Consider the following 22,840-nt stretch of genomic DNA (forward strand, 5'->3'; position numbering starts at 1 on the left):
TTTTTGCCATCGTGACGGATGAAGATCAGATGCTGGTATGCCCTCCGTCGATCGCGAACGAGGCGCCGGTGGCGAACGAGGCTTCGTCCGACAGCAGCCAGCGCACCGCACCCGCGATCTCGGAAGGCTGGCCGAAGCGGTTCATCGGATGGACGGCGGCCAGCGCCTGTTCCAGCCCGGCATCGACCTCCATCGCGCCCTTCAGCATCGGCGTGAGCGTACCGCCCGGCAGCACCGCGTTGATGCGGATGCCCTTCGTCGCATAATCGATCGCGCCGCCGCGCGTCAGGCCCATCGCTCCGGCCTTGCTGGCGCAGTACTCGCTGCCGTTCGGGAAACCGACCATCGCGGACGTGGAGACGATGTTGACGATCGCCCCGCCCTTGTCGAGCATCGCGCGGATCTCGTGCTTGTTGCACAGGAACAGCCCGCGCAGGTTCACCGCGTGGCAGCGGTCCCATTCGTCGAGTTCGATTTCGTGCAGCAGCTTGCCGCGCTGGGGGACTCCGGCGGCGTTGCAGGCGCCATCGAGGCGGCCGTAGGCGCGCACCGCCGCCTCGATCATCGCGGTGACCGAGCTTTCATCCGCCACGTCCGCCGCGATGCCCTGCGCGGTGCCGCCCGCCTGCCCGATCGCTGCCGCGACAGCCTGCGCCTTGCCGCCATCGAGGTCCGCCACGGTCACCCGGCAGCCCGCCTCGCCCAGCGCGAGCGCCACCGCTTCGCCGATCCCGCTGCCACCGCCGGTGACGACGATCGACTTGTCCTGAAGACCTTTCATTCCTTCGTTCTCCCATCTTCGCATCCTTCCCCACTCGATACGGGTGGGCGTGCAATGTTTTTATTGACCATAAGGTAAGTTTAGTCCAGCCTCCTCAAAACGAACGGGGAAACGAGGATGACGCCGAAAACGGCGAGCCGGGGCACGATTGCCCTGGGCATGGCAGCGGCTATCGCAGGTCTGGCATTCCTGATCGGCGGCCTGTGGCTCGTCGCTCTGGGCGGCTCGATCTATTACCTGCTTGCCGGAGCCGTGCTGCTGGGATCAGGCACACTGATCGCCCTGGGGCGCGGCACCGGCGCCAAGGGCTATGCGCTGTTCCTCACGGTCACGATCTCATGGGCGGTGGCGGAAAGCGGGTTCGCGCCATGGCCGCTGACGGCGCGGCTGCTGGCCCCGGCGCTGCTCGGACTGCTTTTCGTCATTCCCGGTGCGCGCGCCTCGCTCGGCCGGGGCGCCAGCCTTGCGGCGGGTGTCGGAGCACTGGCGCTGCTGCTGGTCGTCGGCGCGCACTTCGGGCGCGACAGCCACGACATTCGCGCGGCCGAAGCGATCGCCGCCTCGGCGCCGATCCCCGCAGACGCAGCGGGGGACGAATGGACATCGTGGGGCGGGGACAAGGGCGGAAGCCGCTTTTCCCGGCTGGCGCAGATCACGCCCGCCAATGTCGGCAAGCTCGAAGCCGCGTGGACCTTCCATACCCGCATTCCGTCCGACCCCTCCACCGGCTACCTCTCCGCAACACCGCTGATGGTCGGCGGGCGGATGTTCCTGTGCGGGCAGGACAATTCGGTCTTCGCGCTCGATCCTGACAGCGGCCGGGAACTCTGGCGCTTCGATCCCCGGGTATCCGCCAAGGGCTCCTCCGCCGTGCGGACCTGTCGCGGCGTGGCCTTCGCCCGGACCGAAGGCGCCGGCCGCTGCGCCGCGCGGATCGTCACCGCCACCTTCGACGGCCGCCTGATCGCGCTTGATGCCACCGACGGCAAGCCCTGCGAGGGCTTCGGCACGGACGGCGCCGTCAACCTGTTCGACGGCATGGGACTGGTGCAGCCCGGCTTCTACTATTCCAGCGCCCCGCCCGCCATCGCCCGCGACCGCATCGTCGTCGCCGGATGGGTGGCGGACAACCAGAGCAACGACGAACCCTCCGGCGTCATCCGCGTTTACGACGTGCGCACCGGCGCGCTTGTCTGGGCCTGGGACGCGGGCAATCCGCTGAACGTCCACGGGCCCCGACCGGGCGAGCACTACTCGCGCTCTACGCCCAACACCTGGGCGCCGATGAGCGTGGACGATACCCTCGGCCTGATCTACGCCCCGACCGGCAATCCCACACCCGACCATTACGGCGCGCTGCGCAGTGCGGCGAGCGAGAAATACGGCTCCTCGGTCGTCGCACTGGACGTCGCCACGGGGGCGGTGCGCTGGTCGTTCCAGACCGCCCACCACGACTTGTGGGACTATGACGTTCCCGCGCAGCCCAGCCTCTTCGCAGTTGGCAACACCCCCGCCATCGCGATCCCGACCAAGCGCGGCGAGACGTTCGTGCTCGACCGGCGCACAGGCAAACCGCTGCTGCCGGTCACGGAACGCGCCGTCCCCAGCCGGGGGGCGGTGGAGAAAGTCGCCGCGACGCAGCCCTTCTCCGCCTTTCACTCCATGGCCGGCCCGGACCTTGCCGAGCGCGACATGTGGGGCCTCACCCCGTTCGACCAGCTCTGGTGCCGCGTGCGCTACCGGCAACTGCGCTATGACGGCAAGGCCACCCCGCCCGGCACCGACGAGGCGCTGATCTATCCCAGCATCGGTGGCGGCATGAACTTCGGCGGCATGGCGATCGATCCCGTCCGGCGCATCGCCGTGGCCAACGCGCTCTATTACGGCACGATCATCCAACTGGTGCCGCGCGCCGAGACCGACCGCCTGATCGCAGGTGCCGCGACGGACAGTCATGCCGTCACCAACTTCGGCCTGCCATTGCCGCAGGCGGGCACCCCGTTCGGTGTTCGCCTCAAGCCCCTCGCGTCGCCGCTGGGCGTGCCGTGCAATGCCCCGCCGTTCGGCCGGATCGCTGCGATCCATCTCGACACCGGCAAGGTCGCATGGGAGCGCCCGTTCGGCACCGCGCGCGATGCCGGGCCGCTGGGCCTGGCGCTCGGCCTGCCGATCCCGATGGGCGCGCCCAACTTCGGCGGATCGCTGACCACCGCGAGCGGCCTCACCTTCATCGGCGCCGCGCGCGAAAAGACCCTGCGTGCCTTCGCCACCGCGACGGGCGAGGAACTGTGGTCCGCCCGCCTGCCCGCCAGCGCGCAGACGATGCCGATGACCTACCGCAGCCCGCGCACCGGCTGCCAGTACGTCGCCACCGCCGCAGGCGGCCACAACATGCTGCAATCACCGCTTTCCGACAGCGTCGTGGCCTTCCGGCTGCCGGGCTGCTCCGCAAGCAAATCCAAGGGAGATGGGAAATGAATCGACTTCAGGACAAGGTCGCCGTGGTATCGGGCGGCGCATCGGGCATCGGCGCGGCGGTCGTGCGGCTGTTCGTCGAGGAAGGCGCGCGGGTGCTCGCCTGCGACATCCAGCCCCCGCTCGACGCCGCCTTGCGCACCCTGCTGGACGAGGCGCCCGAGAAGGTCCGCTTCACCACTTGCGACGCCTCGAAGGAGAGCGACGTCGCCGCTGCAGTCGCGCTGGCGACCGAAACCTGGGGCCGCCTCGACGCTGCCGTCGCCTGCGCGGGGGTTCCCGGACAAGGCAGCGACATCGACCTTGCGGTGGACGAATGGGACCGCATCATGGCGATCAACGCGCGCGGCGTATTCCTGCTGACCAAGCATGCGCTGCCGCCGATGATCGCGGGCGGCGGCGGCTCGATCACCAACATTTCCTCGGCCTACGGTGTCGTCGGCGCCCCCGGTTTCGCGGCCTACTGCGCCTCCAAGGGCGCCGTGCGCACCTTCACCAAGTCCACCGCCGTCGAGCATGCCCACCAGCGCATCCGCGCCAATTCGATCCACCCCGGCGTGATCGAGACGCCGATGCTGCAGGGCATCTTCGACCGCAGCGACGACCCCGAAGCGACGCGCGCCGCCTTCTCCGCGCAGCAGCCCAACGGCTTCAACGGCGCGCCCGAGGACATCGCCTGGGGCTGCGTCTACCTTGCTTCGGACGAGGCGCGCTTCGTCAACGGGGTCGAGCTGCCGATCGACGGCGGCCTCTTGGCGGGATAGGACGAATGGCTGAAAACGCACGCATAGCCGCCGATCTCATGGCGACGTTCGGCGCCGACATGGAGCCATGGTGGGCCATCGCCGACGAGGATCTCGTCCTCGAATTCCCCTTCGCCCGCTCGATCGGCATGCCGCAGCGGGTCACCGGCAAGCACGCCTCGCGAGCCTATCTGGAGAAGGTCGTCTCGGGGCTGGAGGGCCTGCGCTTCACCGGCATCACCGCAAGGGAGACCGGAAATCCGGGCGAAGTGGTGGTCGAATACGTCGGCACCTGCCCGGCACCCAATGGCACCTACGACCAGCAATACATCACCATAATGCGCTTCAAGGAGGGCAGACTGATCCTCTTCCGCGAATACTGGGACACCACGGAGGTCACCCGCGCCTTCGGCGACCTCGCCGCCGCATTCTGACAGGAGTTCTACCCATGACGACCAACAAGGACCGCGCCCTCGAAGCCTGCCGCCTCCTCTCCGAACGCGACCTCGACACGATGTTCGCCGCCTTCGCCGAGGACGGCACATGGACGATGCCCTACCTGCCCGATCGCTTCGCCTTCGCGGGCGAGCGCGACAAGGTGGCGATGCGCGAACTGCTCGACGGATTTCTCGGCGGGTTCGAGCATTTCGAATTCCATGTCGAGCAGGCGGTGGCGGACGGCGATACCGTGGCGATCCTCGGCAAGTCTTATGGCATCGGCCCGCGTTCGGCGATCTACCGCAACACCTACCACTTGTTCTTCACGTACCGTGACGGGGTGCTGCTGAAAGTGCGCGAACTGTTCGATCCCTATCAGGTCGAGGCTTACGTGGCGCAAGTCGAGGCGCAGGCGGCCTGAACTTAATATTGACTATTTGGTCAGTTGTAGCATTCTGCGAAAAATGCGGCGGAGCGCTCCCGGCGCTTGAGCCAGGCAATGGAGAGGTCACGCGAAATGAAGCGAATCGAAGTCCCGGTCCTGATCGTCGGCGGCGCGGGCTGCGGGTTGGCCAGCGCGAACTTCCTTGGACGGCTGGCCATCGAGTGCCTGGTGATAGAGCGCTATCCGGCCACCTCGCCCGCGCCCAAGGCGCATTACCTGAACCAGCGCACGATGGAGATCCTGCGTGAAGAGGGGCTGGCCGATCACATCTACCGCAGCAGCACCCCGGCCGAGAACATGGCCCGCGTGGGCTGGTACACCAGCCTCGGCGGTGACGGTCCGCTCGACCGCAAGCGCATCGGCATCATCGACGCTTTCGGCGGCCACTCGCTGAAGGACGCCTACGGCGCCGACAGCCCGGTGCGCGCCGCCAACTTCGCGCAGATGTACATCGAACCGCTGCTGCTGGAGCACCTCGCCACTTACCCCACCTCGCGCATCGCCTTCCATCAGGAACTCAAGAGCTTCACGCAGGACGATGACGGCGTCACCGCGCAAGTCGAGGATCGCAGTTCCGGCGAAGTCTACGAAGTGCGCGCGCAGTACATGATCGCGGCGGACGGCGGGCGTCTGGTCGGGCCATCGCTCGGCATCGCGATGGACGGCATCGACCGGCTGATCGACATGGTGACAGTGTGGTTCGCCGCCGACCTCTCCGAGTACATCGAGGACGAGTCGGTGATGATCCGCTGGTTCACCAACCCCGAAAAGGGCGGTTCGTGGGGCAGCGGCGTGATGGTCGCGCTCGGCCCCGATACGTTTGGCGCGAAAAGCAAGGAATGGCTGATGCACTTCGCCTTCCAGCCGGGCGAGGCGGGCAAGCTCGACGCCGAAACCGCGATCCCGCAGATCCGCGAACTGCTGCGCCTGCCCGATCTCGACCCGAAGATCATCCGCATGAACGACTGGCAGGTGCAGGGCGTACTGGCGCGCGAATACCGCAAGGGCCGCGTGTTCCTGGCCGGAGACGCCGCGCATCGCCATCCGCCGACCACCGGCCTGGGCCTCAACAGCGCGATCCAGGACGCGCACAATCTGGCGTGGAAGCTGGCCGCCGTGATCCGCGGCGACGCGGGCGATGCCCTGCTGGACAGCTACGAGGCGGAGCGCCGTCCGGTGGCCGCCAACAACGTGGCCTGGGCGATGATGACCTTCCAGAACCACCTGACCATCGATTCCGCGATCGGGCTGATGCCGGGCGTGCCGGTGGAGTTCAACATCGGCGCCTATCACAAGCTGTTCTCCGACACGCCCGAAGGCGCGGCACGGCGGCAGATGGTGGCCGAAGTGATCGGCACCCAGCGCGCCGAATTCCAGGCCCACGACATCGAGATCGGCTTCCGCTACGACACCGGCGCCATCGTCCCCGACGGCACCGAGCCGCCGCCGCGCGGGTTGCTGGGCGATACCCATGTGCCCACCATGCGCCCCGGCCACCGCATGGCCCACGTCTGGCTTGACGCGAAGAACACCGGGGAAGACAAGCGCGTCTCCACCCTCGACCTGACCCGGCTCGACCGCTTCACCGTGTTCGTGGACGGACCTGCGGGGGACTGGACCGCCGCCGTCGATGCCGCCCGCGCGGCCAGCGGGCTGACCATCGATCTCGTCCCTGTCGGCAAGGACGAGGATTTCACGCCGGTCGACGATCGCTGGGCCAATATCTCCGGCCTGCAGCGCGGCGGGGCGATCATCGTGCGGCCCGACCAGCACGTCGCCTGGCGCGGGGCCGTGCCGGTGGCCGATGCCGGGGCCACGCTGCAGGGCGTGATCTCCACCGTGCTCGGCCGGCGCGTCGATCAGCCGGTGGCGGCGTGACCGCAGACCGCTCGCTGCCGGCGGGGTTCGAGGCGCTCGAACCCCACGTCGCCTATTGGGCGGCGGCTAGCGCGCAGCAACGGCGCGCCGCGCGCGAGGCCGCCTCGATGGAGGAGATCGAGGCGTTCTACACCGCCATGCTGGCGCTCGCGCCCGAGGCGATCCGTTCGCTGGAAGGGCGCGACATGCGCGATCTCGAAGGCGCACCGCTAAGGTTGATGCAGCTCCTGCTGGCGCTGGCGCACGTGTCGATGGCGACGGAACTGCACCGCCAGCCGCGCGCGCCCTTCACGCCCTATCCGCACGAGGTCCGTCTGGTGGAAGGGCCGCGCATTCTCGGGTGAGACAACAGGAAAAAGCCGAAAACGGCGAAGGAGAGGAACCATGAACGATCAGGTCGCCGATTTCCGCGCGGACCGCACCAACCTGACCGCGCTGGCCGGGCTGGACACCGCGCCGGTCAGCCTCGAACCCTACCGCTCGCAGGACTGGTTCGATGCCGAAGTGCGGCAGGTGTTCAAGCGCGCATGGCTGTGCCTCGGCCGCGAGGAGCGGATTGCCGCGCCCGGCGACTACTTCGTCCAGACGCTCGAATTCGCCCGCGCCGAAGTGCTCGTCACCCGCACGAAGGACGGCCGCATCCGCGCCTTCCACAATGTCTGCTCGCACCGCTCCAACAAGGTCGTACTGGAACGAGAGGGCAATGCCTCGCGCTTCATGTGCCGCTACCACAACTGGACCTACCGCAACGACGGCGAGCTTGTCGGGGTGCCGGACCAGAAGAACTTCTTCGATTTCGACCGCAAGTCCTGCGGCCTCACCCCCGTCGCCTGCGACATCTGGGAAGGGTGGATCTTCATCAACCTCCAGCGCGAGCCGGAAGTGCCGCTGGCCGAATTCCTCGGCGCGTTCGGGGAAATCTACCGGGGCATCCCCTACCCCAATGCCGACCGCTCGATCCTGTTCGAGTCCCGGCTGAAAGCGAACTGGAAGGTCATCGCCGACGCCTTCGCCGAGACCTACCACATCCCGGCGATCCATCCCGAGACGATCGGCGCCACGTTCGCCAGCAACGAGAACCCCTTCGCGCGGCCGATCAGCGCGCAGACATGGGGGCCGCACCGCTCGGTATCGACTTATGGCAATCCCGAGTACGCGCCGCCGCCCGGATCGCAGGTGGAGCGCCTGTTCTACAGCAACATCGCCACCGGCAACGTGCTTTCGGCCGCCAGCCTCGACGATACCGAAGTGTTCCGGCGGCATCCGGCGATCAACCCGACCAAGTCGGCGAGCTGGGCGGTGGACGTGACCTGGCTGTTTCCGAATTTCCAGATCGACGTCTCCCCCGGCGGGTTCTGGACCCATCACTTCTGGCCGGTCAGCCAGGACGAGACGCGCTGGGAAGCCCGCTTCTACATCCCCGATGCGACCGATGTGTGGAGCCGGCTGCAGCAGGAGCACTACATCGCGCGGCTGGGCGAGATCCTGCTCGAAGACGTCGGCAATACCGAGCGCACGCAGGAAGGCATCGCATCGGGCGCGAAGGACACCATGCCGCTGCAGGACGGCGAAGTGATGATCCGCCACTCGCTGCACAACCTGCACAAATGGATCGAGGCCGGGACCGTGGCCGAAGCACTCGCCTGAACAGGAGACGATACCGATGAGCGAATTCGACAAGGCCCTGAGCGACCGCAACGTCGCCAACGCGCAAAAGCTGATGGCGCTGTTCGGGCACGACATGGATGCCTTCTGGGCGATGGTCTCGCCCGACCTGCACATGGAGCTGCCCTTCGCCGGGACGGTGCGCCTGCCCACCGAGCTGCATGGCGAGGATGCGCTGGGCATGTTCCGCACGGCCGCCGAAGTCTTCGACGTGAAGTTCAATTCGGTGGAGGTGACCCCGCTCGCCGATCCGAACCGCGTGCTGGTGGAGTATCGCGGCTACGGCGAGCCGGGCGGCGCGGTCTACGACCAGCGCTACGTCGGCGTGCACGAATATCGGGGCGATACGCTGGTGTTCTACCGCGAATATTTCGACACGGGCGTGGTGATGAACGCGCTGGGCGCGTACCTTCCGGCCTGATCGCTCCCCTTCGTCATTGCGAGCGAAGCGAGGCAACCCAGGGCAGTCTTGAGCCGCCCTGGGTTGCTTCGCTTCGCTCGCAATGACGGGAAGAGGCTCAGTACACGCCCGCCGCGCGCACATGTTCGAGGTAGGAGATCGGCCAGCCCATCTCCATCCAGCCGCCGCCGGGATTGCCGTCGATGGTCAGCCGCGCCGCGCCTTCGTTCAGCACGAAGTTCGGCGCGGCCGGGAGCGGGAAGACCCCGAAGACATCCCCCTCCACCCGCGTGGCGCGGCCCAGTTCATCGACGATGTCGCACTGGAACGCGGTCTGGTCGAGGCGGCTGTCGCCCTGCCAGTCGACGTCGAGCGTCGCGATCTCGGCCATGACCGCATCCTTGTAGACGTAGCCGCGCACCTGACGGCGGCCGAGGGCGTAGAACTCCCAGAAGTGCACCGAAAAGGCATCGCCCGACTGGCCCTGAAACCAGCGGTAATAATGCAGCGCGTCCCAGTCGCGCCGCCCCCAGCTGTGGTCGCGGTGGCCGCTGCCTGTGACGTCGATGGTCCGTGTCCCGATGCGCAGCGTGCCGGAGACGCGGCCGCTCTGCTCGATGCGGTCGTCGGCGGCGTAGGAGGGGCAGCCGTCCTTGTGCGTCGAGTAGGCATAAGGCGGATGGAACGCCTCGTACGTGAAGGCGATCTCCGCTTCCTCGCTGCGCCACGATATTTCCGCGCGGTTGAAGCTGAGGTCTTGGCGCATGGTGAAGTTGTCGATCCGCCAGTCGTCGAAGCCCATGGTATCGGGCACCTTGCGATCGGGCAGGCGCACCGCGATCGGCGCACGGCCGAGACCCCGGCCCCAGATGCCCATCGCCGCGCCCGCCATGCCGTCCTTGTCCACCCAGGTATAAGTAAACAAGGCGATCTCGTGCTCGGGCAGGACGACGCAATAGGGGATGGATTCGCGCATCAACGGCAGGTCAGGCAGGGAGTGCCGGCCATCATGCACGGGGTCGATGGCCATTGCCGGCCGGGCGAGTGCTGCGGGATCGAATGCCATCAGTCTTCTCCGTTACCCGCCCAGGGGAAGCGGAAACCGCATTCGCCAAGGCCATACCCCTTGGTACCGTCGGCAAGGGTATATTCCATCATGTGCTCGGTCAGCGCGAAAGTATCGAGCGGGAAGGTCCAGCAGTAGAGCCGCCGCGCGGTGAAGGCGTGCACCTCTCCGTCCGCATCGGTGACACGCCAGTCCATGCCCTTCAGCGTCATGCCGTCGGCTTCGTAGATGTTGCGGTCCTCGATCGCGGTCACGCCGATCCACTTGCCGCCCTTGCCCACCATCTTGATGTAGGCGTCGTCGCCGTTGGTGGAGATGCCGTGTGTCGAGACGATCGACAGACCGTTATCGAAGATCGGCCAGGCAAGGCGGTAGTGGCGCAGGAAGTCCCAGTTGCGCGGGCCGACGGCGATATCGCGAAAGCCCTTGCCGTCGATCGCGATCGTCTCGCCGTCCGCCAGCGTGATCGTGCCGGTGACGCGGCAGGTGCCCTCCATGTGGATATGGGCGATCTCCTTGGCGAAGGCGTCCTCCGCCCCGGCATCGCTGAGGTGGATCGCATCCTGCATCGGCAGGATCGCGTCCCAGGTCAGATCGACCTTGAAGTCCCGTTCATCGAAAGTGATGTGCGCCTTCGACAGCGGCTCGATCGAGCGCAGCCGCATCCCGGCGACTTCCAGCCCGTCACCCAGCCCCAGCCGGGTGGCGGTGTAGGGCAGGTTCATGTTGGTGCGGTTGAACAGCGGCTTGCCGTCCCGGAAGAACACGAACCAGCTGTTCGTCTCGCCCAGATTCTCGAGGATGCCGACGCGGATGAAGCAGCCGATGCGCTGCGCCGGATCGTAGAAGTTGAAGTAGACGCTCTGGTTCCAGCGCGGGTGATCGTTGGCCTGCCAGTAGTCCTCGGGACTCTTCTCGACGGTCAATTGTCCTCTCCTCTTGTCGTTGTATCCGGTTTTGGGGCGGTTGATCCGGCTGTACCGGATCAACCGCCCCAGGTTTTTGGTTTGCCGCATTTTCCGAGTCATCAGGTGATCCCACCTGATTAGAAAATGCTCTAGCGACCGCAGACGCGCCGCAGCAATCCCGCGCAGTCGTCCGGCAAGGCATCGCCGCGCCAGGCGACGTGCTGGTCGGGCCGCACCAGGATCAGGCCGCGTTCGTAGATCGCGCGAAGGTCCGGGCGATCGAGCCGCAGCACGTCGAGCGGAACGCCCTGAGCCTTCGCCGCAGCCTCCAGCGGCGCGGTGTCCGCATCGCCCAGCACGACGAGTGTGAAGAACAGCCCGAGCCGGTCGAACAGCGCCGTCCCGTCCTCAAGGAACACGTGTGGCAGGCGCGCGCCGGGCCAGGTGCTCGGCACATAAGTCAGCGGGTCGATCGCCGGAGCCTCGCCCTCACCCGCCACGACCGGCGACTGGTCGTAGCGATAGCCGTATTCCACGCCCCAGCTCTCGTTCTCGGCATTGCCGAGCGCGGCGATCTTTGCGGCTACGTCGGCGCGGCGGGCGTCGGCTTCGGGGCCTTCACCCTCGAGGTCGCCCGCCTCCATGTAGATCATCGTGATCTGCTGGCGCACGCCCATGTGCCGGCGCGAGGCTTCGAGATGCCACCACGCGGTCGGCCGCCGCTCCGCATCGTAGGCATCGAGCAGCCCGTCACCGCCCCAGCCCTGCAGGTTCGCAGCCAGCACCCACGACAGCGCGGCGGCGTCGGCGATCCCCGAATTCATGCCGTAGCCGCCGGTCGGGATGAACTGGTGCGCGCTGTCGCCTGCCAGCAGCGTACTGGCGTCCCGGTACTTCTCGGCCACCACGAAATGCGCATGCCACGGATTGGCCTGCAGGATCTCGTAGTCGAACGCCTTGCCCACCCAGCCTTCGAGCACACCCTCGGCGGTCATCTCGTCGGGGTTCATGCCGGGCAGCAGCCATGCCTGCAGCGTATAGATGTCGTGGTCGTTCTGGGCGATGATCGTGCCGAGCCCGGACTGCAGATGATAGATCGGCCCCCAGCGCTGCAGCAGTTCGCGGTCGTCGGTGCGGAAGTGGACCATGTAGGCCCCGGCGACGTTCTCCTCGCCCTCCAGCGCGATGCCGAGACCCCGGCGCACGCGGCTGCCCCCGCCATCGCAGCCCGCAAGGAAGCGGCACTTGACGGTGCTGGTTTCGCCGCTCTGCGAATCGACGATCTCGGCGGTGACGCCATCGGCGCCGTTCTCGACGATCCGCTCGAAGCGGGTGCCGAAGCGCACGTCGATCAGCGGATTGGCGTCGATCGCCCGTTTCAGCACCGGCTCGATCTGGATCTGGCTGACCCGCAAGGGCGCCTGCGCGCCGTGGCTGCCGTCGTTCTCCTCGCGGATGATGCGGGTCTTCTCGTCGGCGGAGGGGTAGGGAAACCGGTACAGGTCATGCCCGACCATCGAGGTGATCCACAGGATGTCGAAGCCGTTCGCACGCGGCACGCCCGCGTCGCGCAGCGCCTCGTCCAGGCCGAGACGGTGGAACAGCTCCATGCTGCGGCCATTGGTCAGGTCCATCTTGGGATGGCGCGTGGTCGCCGGGTTCCGCTCCAGCAGCAGGGAGCGAATGCCGTAGCGGGCAAGGTTCAGGGCCAGCGTCATGCCGACCGGCCCGCCTCCGGCGATCAGCACCGGCACTTCGATCTGCGTCATTCCATCTCCCCTCTTATGCCTTGCCCAACCGCGAGTAACGAAATTGAACCATATGGTCAACTTGTGCGCAATGCGCAAATGGACGTCAAGCCGGGTCAGGCTATGATTTTAGCAATAATCGCGCTGAAACCGAGTGCATGATCTCGAAGGCACGATTGAATGCTTGACATTGGCTGACCGTCTGGTCTGTTTATGGAAAGCGCAGCGACTGACTGCACCAAGGGATGAAGGACAAGACGATGCCCACCGGCCGACTTTCCGGAAAAATCGCGTTCATAACCGGCGCAGGCAGCGGAATCGGCGCGGCGCACGCCCGTCTGTTCGCCAGCGAAGGGGCGCAAGTCGTCGCTACCGACATCCGCCTCGACGCCGCCCGCTCCGTGGTGGCGCAGATCGTCGAATCCGGCGGCGCGGCCATCGCCATCGAGCATGACGTCGCCAGCGAAGGCTCCTGGCAGACCGCCATCGACGCGGCGCTTGCCGCTTATGGGGGACTGACCACGCTGGTCAACAACGCGGGCCTCAACCACATGTTCGGAGTGGAGGACGAGACGCTCGAGGGCTGGAACCACATCGTCTCGATCGACCAGACCGGCACGTTCCTGGGCATGCGCGCGGCAATGCCGCACCTGCGGGCCAGCGGCAACGGCGCGATCGTCAACATCTCCTCGGTGCTGGCGATGATGTCGACGGTGACGTGCTTCTCGTTCCACGGCGCCAAGGCGGCGATCCGGGGCATGAGCAAGGCCGCCGCGCAGGAATATGCAGGCCGCGGCGTGCGGGTGAACTCGATCTACCCGGGGATGATCGACACGCCGCAACTCGCGACGATGCTGCCCGAGGAGCGCGAGATGATCCGCACCTCGATCCCGATGAAGCGCATCGGCAACCCGGACGAGATCGCCCGCAGTTCGCTGTTCCTGTGCTCCGACGACGCATCCTACGTCACCGGCGCGGAACTGATCGTCGACGGCGGGCTGTTCCCGGGATGAGAGCGCGACCCATGACTTTGCAGAGCGGCTCGGCCGCCAAGGGAGAATACGGATGCTGAACGGCAAGGCCATCCTCATCACCGGCGCGGCTTCGGGCATCGGCCGCCGCTGCGCCGAAGTCTTCGCGGCGAACGGCGCGCGCGTGCTTGTCACCGACCTCAGCGCCGAAGCGGGCGCCGAGGTCGTCGAAGGCATCCGCAAGGCGGGCGGCGAAGCCGCGTTCCAGCCCTGCAACGTGACCGACGAAGCCAGCGTCGCCGCCGCCGTGGACAAGGCGGTTTCGCTTTACGGCCGGCTCGACGGGGCGATGAACAACGCCGGGATCGAAATGCGCAACAAGCCGATCCACGAACTGACCGCAGAGGATATCGCGGCGGTGCTGGGCGTCGATCTGGTCGGCGTGTTCTACTGCCTCAAGCACCAGTTCCGGGTGATGAAGGACAGCGGCGGCGGGGCCATCGTCAACACCGCATCCTCCTCGGGCATTCGCGGGCAGATCAACGCCTCGGACTATGTCGCGGCCAAGCACGGCGTCGTCGGTCTGACCAAGGCGGTCGCCTGCGACGGCGGGCCGCTCGGCATCCGGGTGAACGCGCTGTGCCCCGGCCTCATCATGACGCCGATGGCCAAGGACCGGCTGATGCAGGACCCGGTGTTCTCCGAGGCGCTCGAAGGGCTGCGCCAGCGCCACGTCATCGGCCGCTTCGGCGAGATGGACGAGATCGCCAACGCCGCGATGTTCCTGCTGTCCGACATGTCCTCGTTCATGACCGGATCGCCGATGATCGTCGACGGCGGCTACGCCATCTAAGGGAGACTGACATGATTAAGATGGTCGTCGAAGTCTGGAAGAAGCCGGAAATGACGGACGAGCAGTTCGCCCGCCGCTGGCTGGTGGAACACGGTGCGCTGGTGCGTGCCAATGCGAAGGCTATGGGCTTCGTGCGCTATGTCCAGAGCCACAAGCGCGTCTCGCCCGAGATCGACGCCTTTGCTGAAGGGCGCGGCTGGAAGCGCCCGCCCGACGGCCTCACCGAAGTATGGTGGGAAAGCGAGGAAGCCATGCAGGCCGCGCTCTCCTCGCCCGAGGGCATCGAGGCGAGCGGCGTGCTACAGGCAGACGAGGAACAGTTCATCGACGCCCCGCGCATCAGCGCTTTCCTCGCAAACGAGGAAACCATCTTCGACTACACTGTCGCATAGGGAGAGATTCGGCGATGACCGAAAACCGACGCTACGTCATCACGCCGGGACAGGGCATCGCCGGACTGCGGCAGGAGCGCGCGGCCATGCCGCGCCCCGGTCGCGGGCAGGTGCTGCTGCGCATGCGTGCCTTCTCGCTCAATTTCCGCGACCTGCTGATGATCGACGGGCACTATCCGGGCGGTGCGCCCGACGCGATCGTGCCGCTTTCCGATGGCGCGGGCGAGGTCGTCGAACTGGGTGAAGGCTGCTCGCGCTTCGCGGTGGGGGACCGGGTCTGCCCGATCTTCATGCAGAGCTGGATCGGCGGCGACATGACCGACGCGGACGGTGCGTCCGCGCTGGGCGGTGCGATCGACGGTGTGCTCGCCGAATATGTCGTGATCGACGAGGCCGGGCTGGTGGCGATCCCCGCCTACATGGACTTCGCGCAGGCGGCCACGCTGCCCTGCGCCGCCGTCACCACCTGGAACGCGCTCTACGGCCGCGAGCCGATCGCGCCCGGCTCTACGGTGATGGCGCTTGGCACCGGCGGCGTCGCGATCTGGACGCTGCAACTGGCCAAGGCCGCCGGAGCACGTGTCGCCATCACCTCGTCCAGCGACGCCAAGCTGGAACGGGCCACGGCGATGGGCGCGGACCATGTCGTCAATTACGCCGCGACGCCCAAATGGGGCGCCGCCGCCCGCGCCTTCACGGGCGGACGCGGGATCGACAAGATCGTCGACAGCGCCGGGCCGAGCACGATGCCGCAGTCGCTGTCGGCACTGCGGCGCGGAGGGGAGATCGCCATGGTCGGCGTCATCGCCCCCGGTACGATCGACCCGCTGGCGATCCTCATCGGCGGGGCGCTGGTGCGCGGCGTCATGGTCGGTTCGCGCCGCCATTTCGAAGATCTCGGCCGCGCACTGGAAGCGCACCGGATCGAACCGCTGATCGACCGCAGCTTCGCCTTCGACGAGGCGGCAGAGGCTTATGAACACCTGCGCGCGGCGCAGCACATGGGCAAGGTCGTCATCGAGATGACCTGACCCCGCCAGGATACAAGAAACGACTGGGAAGGAAGTGGCTGAACCAATGCACGGCACTCTCGACATACGTCAGCGCCCCGAGGACCATTTCCTCGACGCCATCCGGGACCGGTTTCCGGTCGAGGCCGAGATCGACCGCACCCTGTCGCGCAAGATGCGCTTGCGGGCGAGCGGCGACGTCTACGCCGCCCATTCGCTGGACAGCCTGATCGAAGGCACCGCCAGCCTCATCCGCGCCAACGTGGGCGACGATTTCACGATCTCCAACGCACGCTGGCTGACCGGCGGCGCCTCGAAGATCCAGGTCGCCTTCGAACTCGAATGGCAGGACGGATCGGCCCGGCGCCAGGCGCCGATGGTCCTGCGCATGGAACCCAACGAATCCGTGGTCGAGACCAGCCGCAAGCGCGAGTTCGAGCTGCTTCAGGCGCTCGACGGGGTGGTGCCGGTGCCGCCCTGCTTCTGGGTCGATCCGGATGGCGAGCACCTGCCGCACCCCGCGCTGATCTACGGCTTCGCGCAAGGCGTGACCAAGCCTTCCGATCTGCCCTCGCAGCAGGTGACCGGCATCGGCCTCAACTATGGCCCTAAGCTGCGCGCGCCGATCACCGCGCAGTTCATCGAGCACATGGCGCGCTTTCACCGCATGGGCGCGGAACTCGCGCCCCGCCTGCCCAGCTTCGACGGCGTGGAGGTCGGCTCCAACGCCAGCGTCATCCGCCTCGTCAACTGGTGGCGGCGGGTGTGGGAGGAAGACCGCGCGCACGACGAACCGCTGATGACGGTCGCCTACGACTGGCTCATCGCCAATGCGCCGCCGATCGACCACGTCTCGCTGGTCCATGGCGACTGCCGCGCCGGCAACTTTCTGTTCACCGAGCACGACGCGCGGATCACCGCCTGGCTCGACTGGGAACTGGCGCTGCTGGGCGACCGGCATCAGGACCTCGCATGGTCGATGATGGACCCCTACAGCCATTCGAATGAGGAAGGCACCGCGCAGCTCATCAACGGCATGCTGCCTTACGACGACTACATCGCCGCCTACGAGAAGGCGTCGGGCCTGACGGTCGATCCGGCGCGGCTGGCCTATTACCGGGTGCTGTGCAGCTACCTGTCGGTCTCGATCTGCCTCGGCACCGGATACCGCGTGGCGAAGGGCGCCAAGACGCATCAGGACATCGTCGTCTCGTGGCTGGCGATGATCAGTTACCCGATCATGGAACAATTGCGCGGCACGCTGAAGGAGGTGCTCTGATGGTCCCCGATTCCGATCTCCAGCTGCAGGTCGTCATCAAGGCGCTGCGCGAAGCCGTCGGCCCCGCGATCCGGGCGGACGAGAAGGTGGCGCAGGAGCAGTTGCACTTGTCGCTCGCCACGCTCGGCGTGCTGCGCAGCCAGTTGCCGATGACGCGCCGTTTCATCCGCGCGCTGTCGAGCGATGCGCTGGACCTCGCCGGAAAGCTGGGCGCGCTTACGTCCAGTCAGGCCCTGTCGGCTCCGCGGGAGGCACTGGAAGCGGCGCTTGCCGATCCGTCACGGGAAAACCACGAGATCGAAGCCGCCCGCAGCGCCCTGATGGACAGCACCTGCGCGCTCATCGAGACCCTCGGCCCCGATCTCGCGGATCAGGCCCGCAGGGTGGTGATCGACGCGAGCGCCATGCCGATCGAGCGCCAGCGTGCGTGGTTCATCGGCTCAGGCTTCGAATCCGCGCCCGACAAGGTCCGCCCGATCGAGACGCTGCTGGAGGCGTAGAGCCCGATGACATTGGGTTAAACCACCCTTCGTCATTGCTAGCATGGCGAAGCAATCCAGGGCGGTTTCGTACTGCTCTGGATTGCTTCGCTATTCTCGCAATGACGATTCACTAAGAAGTCATGACCTCAAGCCAGTATACGGCCGAGCGTCTGCACCGTGGTGCCGACGCTCCAGCCGCCATCGACGAACCAGTTCTGCCCGGTGACATAGCCGGCATCGTCGCTGGCGAGAAAATGGACGGCGGCGGCAATGTCCTCCGGCTGCCCCTCCCGACCGATCGGCGCCAGCACTTCCAGCGCCCGGCTGAGTGCGTCACCGTTGATGGCGATCGACAGCGGCGTGGCGACACCGCCGGGGCTGACCGCATTGACCCGGATGCCCAGCGGTCCGAACTCCAGCGCGGCGGTCTGCGTGGCGGAGATGATCGCCGCCTTGCTCATCCCGTACTCGCCCCAACCCGGCGTCCCCCGCGCGCCGGACAGCGAGGCGACGTTGACGATCGCGCCGCCCCGCTCCATCCGCCGCGCCGCTTCTCGCATGCCGACGAGCACGCTGAGCGCATTGATCCGGTAATAGCGCGCGGCGCGCTCCGCATCGGCTTCGGCCATGTCATGGACACCGGCCGAGGCGGCGTTGTTGACCAGCACGTCGAGCCTTCCGTGGCGCTCCATCGCCTCGTCCAGCAGCGCGGCGAACTGGTCCGCGTCCGATACGTCGGTATGGCGGAACGTGCAGCCCCACTGTGCCGCGCTTTCTGCGCAATCGGTGATGTCCCCGATCAGCACTTGCGCGCCTGCCCGGCGCAAACGCTGCGCCGTGGCGGCGCCGATGCCCGAAGCCGCGCCGGTGATGACGATCGATTTTCCGGTGAGGTCAAACATGGTCGCGTCCTTTGCTTGCGGCACGGGCGGCAATGTCGAGCGCCGCGATGTAGCCGAACGTCATTGCCGGTCCCAGGCTGGCCCCGCCGCCGGGGTATTTGCCGCGCATGATCGAGTTGTTGTCCAGCCCGGCGGCATAGAGCCCGGCGATCGGCGCTCCATCGGCACCGAGCACGCGCGCATGCTCGTCGGTATCGAGGCCCTGTATCGAGCCCAGATCGCTGGGCCGCACCTCGATCGCGTAGAACGGCGCCTTGGTCAGAGGCCGCAGGGACGGGTTGGGCCCATGTCCCGCATCGCCCATGTAGGTGTCATAGGCATTGGTGCCGCGTCCGAAGTCGGGATCCCGCCCGTCCGCCGCATGCCGGTTGAAGCGTTCCACGGTATCCGACAGCGCCAGCGGATCGAGCCCCAGCTCGCGCGCGAGTTCGGAAATGCTCGCCGCCTTGCGGGCGTAGCCGGAGGCGACCCACTTGTCCGGGCGGAACGGCGCGGGCTTGATCGCACCCAGACCGTAGCGCGCCACCGCCTCGGCATCGGCGATCTGCCAGATGCGCGTCACGCCCTTCTCCAGCGAGACTTCCCCGAAGTTCTGGTAGTGGAAACTCTCGTCGACGAAGCGCTTGCCGTCGCGCGCATCGACCATGATCTGCCCCGGGCAGTGACGATCGAAGAACAGCGAGGGGAAAAGGCCGACGCTGCCGTCTTCCCGCTGATAGCGCGAGGCCGGCACCCAGATGCCGTTCGCCGCATTGTCCGGGTTCAGCCGCCCGCCCAGCTTCTCGGCCATGCGGATGCCGTCGCCCCGGCTGCCTTCGGGCTGGAGCGACCAGCCGGCCGCGGACTGGTGCAACCACTTCTGCCGCATCGCCTCGTCCTGCCCGAAGCCGCCGGATGCAAGGACGACGCCTTGCCGCGTCTTGACCGTATGCCGCCCGCCGCCATGCTCGAACACTACGCCGGTCACCTGGCCGCCGTCGAACACGAGATCGCAGGCGCGGGCTTTCTCGATCAGGTGTACCCCCGCATCGCGCGCGGACTTGAACAGGCGCCCCGCCAGCGCATTGCCGTTGGCCATGTGCCTTCCGCGCCGTCCCCGCAGCCGGTCGAAAGCGTAGCCCGTCATGCGCGAGGCAGTCAGGCGAAAGGCCGAAAGTGAGCGATTCCAACCCTGCATCGCCACCGCCTGCGCGGGGCTGACCTGCATCGATTTGAACAACCCCATCTCGCGGATCGGCGGACGCACGCGCTCGAAATCCGCGCCCAGCGCATTGCCGTCGAAATCAGCCGTGAGCAGACAGCGCCCCTGATTCCAGCCTGCCGCAGAAGGGGCATAATCGGGAATGTCGCTGGGCGTCAGCCGTACCGTGGTGCGGCTTTCCATGAAGGCCAGCATCTCGCCCGACTTGTCGAGATACGTATCGATCTTGGCGGCGTTGAAGAAGTTGCCCAGCACCGCCTCGAGATACGTGCGTGCCGAGGCCCGATCGTCCGCGATACTGAGCGCCGGCTGGTGGTGGTTCGCAGGAATCCACACGCCTCCGCCGGAAAAGGCGGTGGTCCCGCCGAAGACATCGGCCGCTTCAAGGAGCACCACGTCCAGCCCGTTCAGCGCGCCGACGGTCGCCGCCGTCATGCCCGCGGCGCCCGAGCCGATCACCACCATGTCCGCCGTTTCGGGAAGTGCAATCACGCTCGCCCCGCTCATCGCGCATCCACCAGCTTGCGACCGACGAGGGCCGTCTCCACGGCAACCGTATCGAGATACTCGACGATTTCGCTGATGCGGCCGTCGCGCGTGCGCAGGATGAAGCAGTAGGGGTCCTGCCGGTATGGACCGTAAGGTCCGACACCCTCGACGCTGGCGATCACGACGGCGCGGTCTCCCTCGGCGATGATCTCGCTCACCGCCATGCGTGCGGGTTCGCGGAAGGTGGAGAGCATCGGGATCATCTCCGTCAGCAGGCGATCCCTGGTGAAATGCTTGGAAAGGGGCGTGTCGCCGATGATCGTCCAGGTCGCATCCTCGGCCAGCGATTCGAAACCACCCATGAAATCGCCACTGCACAACTTGTCGAAGAACGCGCGCGCGATCTGCCTGCTGTCGGTCATGTCCTCTCCTATCGGCGTGGTCCTCCGTCGCTGCGGGGACGCCCGGAGCAAAGCTCCCACATTTGACCGTTATGTCAATTAAAACGTCGAAAAAACGATATTTATCGCGATAAAATAGAATTATCGCATGAATCTCAGCCGAATTATGAATTCATATGGTCAATTTAATTGCACTCACCAAGCGCCACCGCCATAGTCCTTCGCAAACTCAGCCAGATGGGAGAGCAGGCATGGTATCGCGTACGATAACGGTCTTCGGGGGAACCGGAACGGCAGGAGGCGGCGTGGTCCGCGCGCTGCTGCAGGACGGCTGGACGGTCCGCGCCGTCACCCGCGATGAAACGGGCGACAAGGCAAAGGCTGCGCGGGCGCTCGGCGCCGAAACCGTGACCGCCGACATGGAAGACCGCTCGGCCCTGCGCCGGGCCATCGAAGGGGCGGACGCGGTCTATCTATCCGGTGCGTCCCTGCAGGACCGCTGGGACATCGGGCAGGCCGTTCAGGGGATCATGGTGGCGGAAACGGTGCGCGAAGTGGGCACCGGGCACTTCATCTATCAATCCGCACAGGCGGCGGGCAGCCGGGGCGTGCTATCGGTGGGATCGAAACGAGCCGTGGAAGAACGGATCGCCGAACTCCGCCTCGATGCCACGGTGCTGCGCCCGGCATGGTTCATGGACAACTTCCTGAACTACTTCCCGATCACGCAGAACGACGGCACGCTTACGATCGCAATGGCCTTGCCGACCGACGTGCAACTCGCGCTGATCTGCGCCGAAGACATCGGGCGCGCGGCGGCGGCGGTGCTTGCGTCGCCGGACAATTGGCGCGGGCGCGAGGTCGATCTCGTCGCCGACGTCGGCAGCACCGCACAGATGGCTGCTATCGTCGGTGAGTTGGCGGGAAAACCGGCGGTTGCCGTCGAAGTCCCGATGGCCGCGATCGCGGAGCACTGGCCGCAGGGCGTGGACCTTTATACCTGGCTGGCCACGAAGCCCGCGGAGAACGACACCGGCGCGCTGACGGCGCTGGTCGGCTCGCCGATCGACTTTCGCGCATGGGCCGAAAAGCACCTCGCGCCGACCTTGCGCGGCTGAGCAGAGGCGGGGTCGGCACACCGACCCCGCCCTTCGTCACATGAAGCGCTCGGCGCTGGCGAGGTAGGCGATGGAATCCGCCGGACGGCGCAGCAGTGTCTCCCAGGCCTGCGGATCGCGTGCGACGCCCTCCTCCATCGCCGTCTGCGTCGGCCAGTAGAGTTCGCGGATACCGACGCAGAACGCGCCTTCGGGATGCAGGGCAGGCGAAGGGCGGCACCGCACATGGCGCAGCGCGCCGATCCGCCGGCCTAGCGCAAGGTCTTCACCATCGTCCCAGGCAGTCACACCCTCGCTGATGACGTATTGCAGCAGCTTGATGCTGATCGGGCGGCGATCCAGCCGGAACAGTCTGTCGCCCGTCTCGACGCCCTCCTCGTTCCAGTCCGCCCCCGACTGCAGCACTTCCTCTTCGGCGAAGACGAACCGCAGCTTGTCCATGTCGACGAACAGCGGTTCGTCGGGGATCAGCAATTCGACGTAATTAGGCTCGCCGGGAAAATCGATGGCGTCCTGTACGCAGTCGAACCACACTTCCGCCGTCGCCTCGAAATGCGTCTGCCGCGCGTCCAGCAGGTCCGAGTGAACCTGATGGCTCTGGGTATAGGCGCGCATGGTCGATATCGTGCGGCCCATCGTTCCGTGGGGGTGCCGGTAGTGGTCGTGAAACCACTGCGCCGTCACGCCGGGTTTGCGCGGAATCGCGCCGAACATCTTGATACGAGACAAATACCCTCTCCGCTTTGTCGTTATGGGAACGGTGGCTCCGTCACCCCGGCTGGAAAACCGGGAGGATGCTGCGATCCGCGATCTTCCAGACGCCGCCTTCCTGCACGCACACGTCGATCACGTCGGCCACCGAACGCACCACCGGTGAAAGGTCTGCGTCGGGCGAGCGAAACAGCGTCAGCAGCGAACGCACTTCCGCCCGCCCGTCGTCCAGCGCCGAAATCAGCGTGTTGGACAGGACATGGCGCGAGGTGACGTGCGCCTCGGCCTGCCGGGCGGCCATCGCCGCCGCAATCGCAGCGCCGCTGATCGTGCCGGGCCGAGGCGCGCCGGGCCCGAAGGTCAGGTTCGCATCCTCGGCGAACAGCGCCGCCGCCTCGCCCGCACGCCCCTGGTCGATGAGCCAGAAACCACGCAGGGCCAGTTCCGCAAGGTCGAGCCGATCTTCGATGGTGAGCTTAGTCAT

24 protein-coding genes are annotated in these 22,840 nt (G+C 66.7%); 15 read left to right on the forward strand and 9 right to left on the reverse strand.

Annotated elements, in window-relative coordinates; genetic code table 11:
* Window positions 1–25: 25 nt before the first annotated feature.
* The gene (locus PKE80_RS04675) at window positions 26–781 is read right to left on the reverse strand and encodes an SDR family NAD(P)-dependent oxidoreductase (RefSeq protein ID WP_271181505.1); all 756 of its coding nucleotides are present in this window, start codon (window positions 779–781) and stop codon (window positions 26–28) included.
* Between the two features lie 159 nt (window positions 782–940).
* On the opposite strand from PKE80_RS04675, the gene PKE80_RS04680 reads away from it, so the two are divergent.
* From PKE80_RS04680 to PKE80_RS04715, 8 genes are all read left to right on the forward strand, one after another.
* On the forward strand, window positions 941–3,259 hold the full coding sequence (locus PKE80_RS04680; protein ID WP_271181506.1) for a membrane-bound PQQ-dependent dehydrogenase, glucose/quinate/shikimate family: 2,319 nt from the start codon (window positions 941–943) through the stop codon (window positions 3,257–3,259).
* The gene (locus PKE80_RS04685) at window positions 3,256–4,020 is read left to right on the forward strand and encodes an SDR family NAD(P)-dependent oxidoreductase (protein ID WP_271181507.1); all 765 of its coding nucleotides are present in this window, start codon (window positions 3,256–3,258) and stop codon (window positions 4,018–4,020) included. Before PKE80_RS04680 ends, PKE80_RS04685 begins: the two co-directional genes overlap by 4 nt.
* 5 nt (window positions 4,021–4,025) lie before the next feature.
* Window positions 4,026–4,433: a nuclear transport factor 2 family protein gene (locus PKE80_RS04690; protein ID WP_271181508.1), complete on the forward strand. Its 408-nt coding sequence runs from the start codon at window positions 4,026–4,028 to the stop codon at window positions 4,431–4,433.
* Between the two features lie 14 nt (window positions 4,434–4,447).
* A complete protein-coding gene (locus PKE80_RS04695; protein WP_271181509.1) occupies window positions 4,448–4,858 on the forward strand; it encodes a nuclear transport factor 2 family protein in 411 nt (136 codons plus the stop codon).
* Window positions 4,859–4,954: 96 nt separating this feature from the next.
* Complete coding sequence (locus tag PKE80_RS04700; protein WP_271181510.1) at window positions 4,955–6,760, forward strand: FAD-dependent monooxygenase; 1,806 nt, start codon at window positions 4,955–4,957, stop codon at window positions 6,758–6,760.
* Entirely contained in the window at window positions 6,757–7,104 is a 348-nt protein-coding gene (locus PKE80_RS04705; RefSeq protein WP_271181511.1) for a hypothetical protein, read from the forward strand. Before PKE80_RS04700 ends, PKE80_RS04705 begins: the two co-directional genes overlap by 4 nt.
* Window positions 7,105–7,144: 40 nt before the next feature.
* Window positions 7,145–8,407, forward strand: coding sequence for an aromatic ring-hydroxylating oxygenase subunit alpha (locus PKE80_RS04710; RefSeq protein ID WP_271181512.1), 1,263 nt, complete (start codon window positions 7,145–7,147; stop codon window positions 8,405–8,407).
* 16 nt (window positions 8,408–8,423) lie between these two features.
* Window positions 8,424–8,846, forward strand: a complete 423-nt coding sequence (locus PKE80_RS04715) for a nuclear transport factor 2 family protein (protein ID WP_271181513.1) — start codon at window positions 8,424–8,426, stop codon at window positions 8,844–8,846.
* A 97-nt stretch (window positions 8,847–8,943) separates the two neighbouring features.
* Here the strand turns inward: PKE80_RS04715 and PKE80_RS04720 are convergent, their stop codons facing one another.
* The 3 genes from PKE80_RS04720 to PKE80_RS04730 form a co-directional block, all read right to left on the reverse strand.
* The gene (locus tag PKE80_RS04720; RefSeq protein ID WP_271181514.1) at window positions 8,944–9,891 is read right to left on the reverse strand and encodes a DUF7064 domain-containing protein; all 948 of its coding nucleotides are present in this window, start codon (window positions 9,889–9,891) and stop codon (window positions 8,944–8,946) included.
* Entirely contained in the window at window positions 9,891–10,817 is a 927-nt protein-coding gene (locus PKE80_RS04725) for a DUF7064 domain-containing protein (protein ID WP_271181515.1), read from the reverse strand. Before PKE80_RS04725 ends, PKE80_RS04720 begins: the two co-directional genes overlap by 1 nt.
* Window positions 10,818–10,948: 131 nt before the next feature.
* Window positions 10,949–12,568, reverse strand: coding sequence for an FAD-dependent monooxygenase (locus PKE80_RS04730; RefSeq protein WP_271181516.1), 1,620 nt, complete (start codon window positions 12,566–12,568; stop codon window positions 10,949–10,951).
* 239 nt (window positions 12,569–12,807) lie between these two features.
* On the opposite strand from PKE80_RS04730, the gene PKE80_RS04735 reads away from it, so the two are divergent.
* Genes PKE80_RS04735 through PKE80_RS04760 form a run of 6 tightly spaced genes read left to right on the forward strand, consistent with a single transcriptional unit; the run spans window position 12,808 to window position 17,552 of the window.
* On the forward strand, window positions 12,808–13,560 hold the full coding sequence (locus PKE80_RS04735) for an SDR family NAD(P)-dependent oxidoreductase (protein ID WP_271181517.1): 753 nt from the start codon (window positions 12,808–12,810) through the stop codon (window positions 13,558–13,560).
* A gap of 52 nt (window positions 13,561–13,612) precedes the next feature.
* Entirely contained in the window at window positions 13,613–14,371 is a 759-nt protein-coding gene (locus PKE80_RS04740) for an SDR family NAD(P)-dependent oxidoreductase (RefSeq protein WP_271181518.1), read from the forward strand.
* Window positions 14,372–14,382: 11 nt separating this feature from the next.
* Entirely contained in the window at window positions 14,383–14,763 is a 381-nt protein-coding gene (locus tag PKE80_RS04745; protein WP_271181519.1) for an EthD domain-containing protein, read from the forward strand.
* Between the two features lie 14 nt (window positions 14,764–14,777).
* Entirely contained in the window at window positions 14,778–15,794 is a 1,017-nt protein-coding gene (locus PKE80_RS04750) for a zinc-dependent alcohol dehydrogenase family protein (protein ID WP_271181520.1), read from the forward strand.
* Between the two features lie 46 nt (window positions 15,795–15,840).
* The gene (locus PKE80_RS04755) at window positions 15,841–17,052 is read left to right on the forward strand and encodes a phosphotransferase family protein (RefSeq protein WP_271181521.1); all 1,212 of its coding nucleotides are present in this window, start codon (window positions 15,841–15,843) and stop codon (window positions 17,050–17,052) included.
* Window positions 17,052–17,552: a hypothetical protein gene (locus PKE80_RS04760; protein WP_271181522.1), complete on the forward strand. Its 501-nt coding sequence runs from the start codon at window positions 17,052–17,054 to the stop codon at window positions 17,550–17,552. The genes PKE80_RS04755 and PKE80_RS04760 overlap by 1 nt, the downstream gene beginning before the upstream one ends.
* Before the next feature lie 128 nt (window positions 17,553–17,680).
* Here the strand turns inward: PKE80_RS04760 and PKE80_RS04765 are convergent, their stop codons facing one another.
* From PKE80_RS04765 to PKE80_RS04775, 3 genes are read right to left on the reverse strand one after another with little or no spacing between them, the layout of a single operon-like run.
* Window positions 17,681–18,436 (reverse strand): SDR family NAD(P)-dependent oxidoreductase, encoded by a 756-nt coding sequence (locus PKE80_RS04765; RefSeq protein ID WP_271181523.1) that lies wholly within the window; start codon window positions 18,434–18,436, stop codon window positions 17,681–17,683.
* The gene (locus PKE80_RS04770; protein WP_271181524.1) at window positions 18,429–20,144 is read right to left on the reverse strand and encodes an FAD-dependent oxidoreductase; all 1,716 of its coding nucleotides are present in this window, start codon (window positions 20,142–20,144) and stop codon (window positions 18,429–18,431) included. Before PKE80_RS04770 ends, PKE80_RS04765 begins: the two co-directional genes overlap by 8 nt.
* Window positions 20,141–20,548, reverse strand: coding sequence for a nuclear transport factor 2 family protein (locus PKE80_RS04775; RefSeq protein WP_271181525.1), 408 nt, complete (start codon window positions 20,546–20,548; stop codon window positions 20,141–20,143). The genes PKE80_RS04770 and PKE80_RS04775 overlap by 4 nt, the downstream gene beginning before the upstream one ends.
* Before the next feature lie 230 nt (window positions 20,549–20,778).
* Here PKE80_RS04775 and PKE80_RS04780 point away from each other — a divergent pair, with 230 nt between their 5' ends.
* On the forward strand, window positions 20,779–21,645 hold the full coding sequence (locus PKE80_RS04780; RefSeq protein ID WP_271181526.1) for an NmrA family NAD(P)-binding protein: 867 nt from the start codon (window positions 20,779–20,781) through the stop codon (window positions 21,643–21,645).
* Between the two features lie 36 nt (window positions 21,646–21,681).
* On the opposite strand, the gene PKE80_RS04785 is transcribed toward PKE80_RS04780, so the two are convergent.
* Both PKE80_RS04785 and PKE80_RS04790 read right to left on the reverse strand, forming a co-directional pair.
* Window positions 21,682–22,374 carry an EthD domain-containing protein gene (locus tag PKE80_RS04785; protein ID WP_271181527.1) on the reverse strand — a complete coding sequence of 231 codons (693 nt, stop codon included), beginning with the start codon at window positions 22,372–22,374 and terminating at the stop codon, window positions 21,682–21,684.
* 40 nt (window positions 22,375–22,414) lie between these two features.
* Window positions 22,415–22,840, reverse strand: coding sequence for a nuclear transport factor 2 family protein (locus PKE80_RS04790; protein WP_271181528.1), 426 nt, complete (start codon window positions 22,838–22,840; stop codon window positions 22,415–22,417).

Origin of the sequence: Novosphingobium resinovorum (assembly GCF_027922145.1) — a bacterium.
GTDB classification, from domain to species: domain Bacteria; phylum Pseudomonadota; class Alphaproteobacteria; order Sphingomonadales; family Sphingomonadaceae; genus Novosphingobium; species Novosphingobium resinovorum.

Excerpts from the sequence above, each read along its gene's own strand:
- PKE80_RS04760 (WP_271181522.1), top strand. The coding sequence starts at position 17,052 with ATGGTCCCCGATTCCGATCTCCAGCTGCAGGTCGTCATCAAGGCGCTG.
- PKE80_RS04750 (WP_271181520.1), top strand. The coding sequence starts at position 14,778 with ATGACCGAAAACCGACGCTACGTCATCACGCCGGGACAGGGCATCGCC.
- PKE80_RS04765 (WP_271181523.1), bottom strand. The coding sequence starts at position 18,436 with ATGTTTGACCTCACCGGAAAATCGATCGTCATCACCGGCGCGGCTTCG.
- PKE80_RS04790 (WP_271181528.1), bottom strand. The coding sequence starts at position 22,840 with ATGACTAAGCTCACCATCGAAGATCGGCTCGACCTTGCGGAACTGGCC.
- PKE80_RS04740 (WP_271181518.1), top strand. The coding sequence starts at position 13,613 with ATGCTGAACGGCAAGGCCATCCTCATCACCGGCGCGGCTTCGGGCATC.
- PKE80_RS04700 (WP_271181510.1), top strand. The coding sequence starts at position 4,955 with ATGAAGCGAATCGAAGTCCCGGTCCTGATCGTCGGCGGCGCGGGCTGC.
- PKE80_RS04770 (WP_271181524.1), bottom strand. The coding sequence starts at position 20,144 with ATGAGCGGGGCGAGCGTGATTGCACTTCCCGAAACGGCGGACATGGTG.
- PKE80_RS04745 (WP_271181519.1), top strand. The coding sequence starts at position 14,383 with ATGATTAAGATGGTCGTCGAAGTCTGGAAGAAGCCGGAAATGACGGAC.
- PKE80_RS04715 (WP_271181513.1), top strand. The coding sequence starts at position 8,424 with ATGAGCGAATTCGACAAGGCCCTGAGCGACCGCAACGTCGCCAACGCG.
- PKE80_RS04690 (WP_271181508.1), top strand. The coding sequence starts at position 4,026 with ATGGCTGAAAACGCACGCATAGCCGCCGATCTCATGGCGACGTTCGGC.
- PKE80_RS04675 (WP_271181505.1), bottom strand. The coding sequence starts at position 781 with ATGAAAGGTCTTCAGGACAAGTCGATCGTCGTCACCGGCGGTGGCAGC.
- PKE80_RS04735 (WP_271181517.1), top strand. The coding sequence starts at position 12,808 with ATGCCCACCGGCCGACTTTCCGGAAAAATCGCGTTCATAACCGGCGCA.
- PKE80_RS04695 (WP_271181509.1), top strand. The coding sequence starts at position 4,448 with ATGACGACCAACAAGGACCGCGCCCTCGAAGCCTGCCGCCTCCTCTCC.
- PKE80_RS04720 (WP_271181514.1), bottom strand. The coding sequence starts at position 9,891 with ATGGCATTCGATCCCGCAGCACTCGCCCGGCCGGCAATGGCCATCGAC.
- PKE80_RS04730 (WP_271181516.1), bottom strand. The coding sequence starts at position 12,568 with ATGACGCAGATCGAAGTGCCGGTGCTGATCGCCGGAGGCGGGCCGGTC.
- PKE80_RS04680 (WP_271181506.1), top strand. The coding sequence starts at position 941 with ATGGCAGCGGCTATCGCAGGTCTGGCATTCCTGATCGGCGGCCTGTGG.
- PKE80_RS04685 (WP_271181507.1), top strand. The coding sequence starts at position 3,256 with ATGAATCGACTTCAGGACAAGGTCGCCGTGGTATCGGGCGGCGCATCG.
- PKE80_RS04780 (WP_271181526.1), top strand. The coding sequence starts at position 20,779 with ATGGTATCGCGTACGATAACGGTCTTCGGGGGAACCGGAACGGCAGGA.
- PKE80_RS04775 (WP_271181525.1), bottom strand. The coding sequence starts at position 20,548 with ATGACCGACAGCAGGCAGATCGCGCGCGCGTTCTTCGACAAGTTGTGC.
- PKE80_RS04755 (WP_271181521.1), top strand. The coding sequence starts at position 15,841 with ATGCACGGCACTCTCGACATACGTCAGCGCCCCGAGGACCATTTCCTC.
- PKE80_RS04710 (WP_271181512.1), top strand. The coding sequence starts at position 7,145 with ATGAACGATCAGGTCGCCGATTTCCGCGCGGACCGCACCAACCTGACC.